General features: G+C 54.5%; 3 protein-coding genes. 1 reads left to right on the top strand and 2 read right to left on the bottom strand.

All coding sequences use genetic code 11. The features are described from left to right. Window positions 1-626 precede the first annotated feature (626 nt). Together ABX962_RS30570 and hemE are read right to left on the bottom strand one after the other, a co-directional pair. The gene (locus ABX962_RS30570; protein ID WP_372725242.1) at window positions 627-1,673 is read right to left on the bottom strand and encodes a hypothetical protein; all 1,047 of its coding nucleotides are present in this window, start codon (window positions 1,671-1,673) and stop codon (window positions 627-629) included. After that, window positions 1,670-3,604, bottom strand: a complete 1,935-nt coding sequence (gene hemE / locus ABX962_RS30565; RefSeq protein ID WP_372725240.1) for a uroporphyrinogen decarboxylase — start codon at window positions 3,602-3,604, stop codon at window positions 1,670-1,672. The genes ABX962_RS30570 and hemE overlap by 4 nt, the downstream gene beginning before the upstream one ends. 220 nt (window positions 3,605-3,824) lie before the next feature. Between hemE and trmB the strand changes: the two genes are divergently transcribed. Further along, window positions 3,825-4,472, top strand: coding sequence for a tRNA (guanosine(46)-N7)-methyltransferase TrmB (gene trmB, locus ABX962_RS30560; RefSeq protein ID WP_372725238.1), 648 nt, complete (start codon window positions 3,825-3,827; stop codon window positions 4,470-4,472). Window positions 4,473-4,764: the final 292 nt, after the last annotated feature.

Raw genomic sequence — 4,764 nt, 5'->3', positions numbered from 1 at the left:
TGGGGACTTGCTTCGGCAACACGGATCGCAAAAGATGTTGACGGAAGACGTGAGTTTTTGAACACTGCTTTATCAGTGCTTCGACGACACTCGAAGTCAATTTTTATCGTCACCAAATCACCATTTGATCTTGTCCAAGGCTAAATGCCGTCTACCCTTTAGAGGGGCTTTTGGTGCCGATAAACGCAGAACGATCACTCAGTTTTGGTTTTTCGCAAAACCGTAAATATATCCTTTGCGGTGTTTTTGCTTGCCTTAGGTGGTATTCAAGGATAAAATCTCGGCATCTAACACGGATTGGACAGGTTCAAAGGATCTTATCATGACCTCTAACAGCAGTCTTCGCTTCACGCACCCGTGCCCCCGATGTGGCCGACGTGTCGAAGTTCGAGCATCGCTATTAGGATGCACTGTCGCATGCCAACATTGCCACGCTGAATTCGTCGCGAGTGCGCGGGATGAAAGCCCCCCGCAGTCATTCGATCGCAGTTTGGATTTGCTTCAACGCGTCGAGAGTGCACTTCGCCGCGCAGAGCAACAGCCATCGGGGAGCATTCCTCAGCCGAACACCGTTTCCGAAACGGTCTAAGTCTCCGGAAACGGTCAATGGATGCGGCCGTCTTCGCTTAAGCGAGGAGCTGTTCTAAATGCTCGATCGAGGTGGCATCGGTGCTGGGGTGAGCGGCGGTCAATGGCAACGTGACTGTGCCGTCGCCCCGAATTGTTACCCCTTCTCGGTCAATCCCGAGGGTCGCAGCAGGCAGAAACAGTTCGGCGAATTGCGGACCGAGATCGATCCCCCCAATTTGCAGAGTCGCAGCTTTCGCTCCCTCCGAGGGACTGCCCAATCGAATGTGAATTTCTGCGTGGGGATCTTGCCTCACCGAATCGATCGGAGCGTTTGTTTGCCATGCCGTCACCGCACGGTTGGTCGCGGCAGGATCCCATTGCAAAACAATGGCACGCGTGGTTTTGTTGAGATACCACAGCATCTTGCTGAGCATTTCTGCTGTCGCCATGGCTTCGCTTTCCACCAACGCATTGCGTCCCAGGATGACGGCCAAGTAGTTCGCCGATCTGATGGATTTAGCAATCGGTTGGTCGCTCTCGTTGCCATTCGCATTGCTGCGGAGTGCTTGAAACAATTCCGCCAGGGGTTCCGCCGCAAGTGATTGGCTGTGGATCCATTGTTTTGTTTCGGCAGCGATTCGTTCTCGCCAGCGTGGTGTTTCGTTTTCGACATCACCGATCGTCCAAACCACATCGGCATGCATTCGCACGTCGCCCAGGGTAGCGGACAGCGTTCCTTCGCGGCTAACTGCGGCTCGCCATGCTGCGGTAGAGACCGTATCGTCGATCGCAACTCGGATGCGATTATCGCTTTGCAGTCGATTCAGTCGACGAGCGGTATCCAGGTCGGTTCCCGCTGTCGCGACGTGGATAATGCCTTTGCCCGCAAACATTTCTTTCGCTTTTTTGATTGCGAGTGCCGTTGCGACCGCAGTCTCTGCAATGCGAGCGGACTGCGAGTTGGGCAAAGTATGAGCGTAAGCCGTGATCGCTTTGCCGCACTGCACCTTTGCCATCCAGTTGCCTTGAGATGGCTGTTCTAATGCAATGTCATCGCAATAGAGTGGACAGAACGGACAAACATGCAGGGTGGGCGGCATCACCGTTGGCTCAATTCTTTGACCGTTTCGACGAGTGCAATCACGTTTTCAACGGGCGTTTCTTTCAACACGCCATGACCGAGGTTAAAGATGTGTCCGGGGCGACCGTCAACCGACTGCAGCAATTGGTCCACCGTTTCGCGAATTACATCAGGATCGGCAAGCAAAACCGAAGGGTCCATGTTGCCTTGCACTGCACAATCGTGCCCGATCCGTTGCCAAGCAACATCGAGTGAAATACGCCAATCGACACCAACAACGGTACGTCGATCACCGCGGAGCAAGGGCAGCAGTTCGGGGTTTCCGGTCGCAAAATTGATCACGGGCACCGACGGATCGATCCCGGCAATGATTTGTTTCATCCAAGGTAACACAAACTTGCTGTAGTCCATGGGTGACAAGCAACCAGCCCAGCTGTCAAACAACTGCACGCACTGAGCTCCGGCGGCAATTTGATGATTCAAATAAACCGTGATCGATTCGGACAACTTGTTCATCAAGTCGGCCCAAGCACCGGCGTCGCTATGCATCAGTTTCTTGGTGTTTGTGTATTGCCGGCTTCCGCCACCTTCGATCGCGTAACTGGCCAAGGTAAACGGCGACCCGGCGAACCCGATCAAGGGAATCGACTCAGGCAAATCGGCTCGAGTTTGGCGAACCGTTTCATAGACGAAGTCGAGTTTTTCGGGTTGATCGAGGGCTTTGACGCGGGAAAGATCGTCGCCACTTCGTACGGGATTGTGGATGACTGGGCCGTCACCGGCGACGAATTCCAGGTCGAATCCCATAGGGACCAACAGCGGCAGCAAATCCGAGAAAATGATTGCGGCATCGACCCCAAGTCGATCGACCGCGGTGCACATCACTTCGCTGCACAGTTTTGGATTGGCGCAGAGTTCCAAGAAGGATTGTTTCGCCCGGACTTCGCGGTATTCAGCCATGTAACGGCCTGCTTGCCGCATTAACCAAACCGGGGTGCGCTCCGTTGCCTCGCCGCGACAAGCCTTCATAAACAAACTGTCATCGGACGGGTGAGGAGGCATATTGTCGCTCTGCGGCTTGGATTCTTCGGACCAACGGATAGGTTTCACGCGTCGTTTGGCCTTCGTCAGTTCACTCGATTGACGAGCGGCTTCGGTAACCAGGTGCCCCATTTTGGGATGGGAGGGTTCAAAGTCGACGTGCAGTTCGCACTCACGCAGCATTTCGCTCGTCGTCGGCCCAATCGATGCGATCACGGTAGAATGCAAACCGCGACGCAGATCGTCAACCACGTTTAATTCTTCGGCCATTCGCAGCATGTTGACGACTTGATGGGCACTGGTCACTAGCAGCATATCTCGCTTGCCATTGGCCAATGCCCGCACGTTCTCTTCCAAGGAGTCGGTGGATTCGGGAAACTCCCAGCCGTAGACACGTACAGTTTCAACCGTGGCTCCGCGAGCTTCCAGGCCTGCGACAAGCGAAGCGTTGCTGACACCGTACTCTTGGACCCCGACGACTTGGTTGGCGATGGAAACGTTGGCGTCGATCGTCTGCAATAATTCTCGCCATGTGTTGGGTTCCGGCACTCGGTAGGTCGCGGTCAAGCCGAGTTCCCGCATGGCGGCAGCCGGTTTGGGACCACGGCAAATCGTCGTGATATCGGATAACGCATCAAGGAATCGTTGTTGATCGACGTGCCGCTCGATTGCTTTTAGCAAAAAACGAAAACCGACTCCGGTCATGAGCACGACCACGTTGACTTCGCCAGTTATGACGCGGTAAGCAAAATCGATGGCCGCCCGATTGGGGTCGATTGGCACCTCACGCATCGACGGGCTGACGTGGGCGATGCCTCCATGGCGTGTGATCATCCGAGCCATATCGTCCGCTCGACGACTCTCCAAGGCAGCGATATTGAGTCCTTCAAAATGGGCAGGGGCCTTGTTCATAGAAGTCGATTCGTAACGTGTTGCGAGGAAGGGGGGGAGATGGAAGCAGTCGGGGCGGATCGAGTTGCTAAAACGAGCGGTCATTGTAGAGAATTTGTGCTCGGTTACGATGTGCGTAGATCGGTTCAAAACTAAGTTTCCCTAGTTTGGTCCAGTTTGGGCTGTTGGGACGCGGATCGGTCCTCCATTTCAACTCCTTTTTATAGACAGAAGTCCCAGCGTGTCTCGAAGTCCCATTCGCCGTCCTCCAGCCAGTCTCGACCTATCGAAGGTGTTACGGCTGGTGGATTCGCTTCCCGAGGTCCTATCCAGCGATTCGATGTTTGGCAATGCAAAGCCGCTTGAGATCGAAGTTGGGTCGGGTAAAGGCCTGTTCATGTCCAATGCGTCGGCGGAGAATCCTCGGCACAACTTTCTAGGCGTCGAAATCAACGCCAAGTGTGCGGAGCACGCGGCGGGACGTTTGGCGAGAGCCGAAGTCACCAATGCGATCATGATCAGCGGCGATGCCGAACCGCTGTTTAACGAACGGGTGCCTGCAGAGAGTTTAGAGGCGGTGCATGTTTATTTTCCCGATCCATGGTGGAAGAAGAAGCAGCGGAAACGCCGAGTACTGAACGAGCGGAGCATCTTAAATTTTTCCAAAGCGTTGCGGGCTGGCGGGCGATTGCATGTATGGACCGACGTGCTGGACTATTTCGAGGAAACGGTCGAGATCATCGCGGAAATCGCACCTGAATTGGGGGTGCCCATTCCGGAGGAAGAGATTGAAGCTCAGCATGATCTCGATTACCGCACCCACTTCGAGCGACGAAGCCGCCGCCATCGCATCCCCGTGTACCGAGTCCGCTACGAAAAACGCGGATAAAAAAGTGTTGCAAACTCTCAATAGGTGCCAGCCACCTATCCAAGTGGTATCCAATAGGTGCCAGCCACCTAAATTTGACATTTTCATGCAGCGCGGTCGATGAAGTTTGGTGCCAGCCACTATCTTTGCGAGGCGCCTATCCAGTTGGTGGCAGGTATCCAGTTGGTGCCAGGCACCCAAATTTGACTTGCTGTGGATTTCGGCTCTAATACCAACAGCCGAATCATCCCTCAAACACGCGGAGGTGTCTGATGCCGCGACCACCACGAGCTGAGCAATTCAGCCCCGACGA

The sequence above is a fragment of the Novipirellula sp. genome, from assembly GCF_041583735.1.
Classification (GTDB): Bacteria; Planctomycetota; Planctomycetia; order Pirellulales; family Pirellulaceae; genus Novipirellula.
The sequence above is the reverse complement of the archived record's forward strand: the minus strand, read 5'-3'. Positions and strand labels throughout refer to the sequence as shown.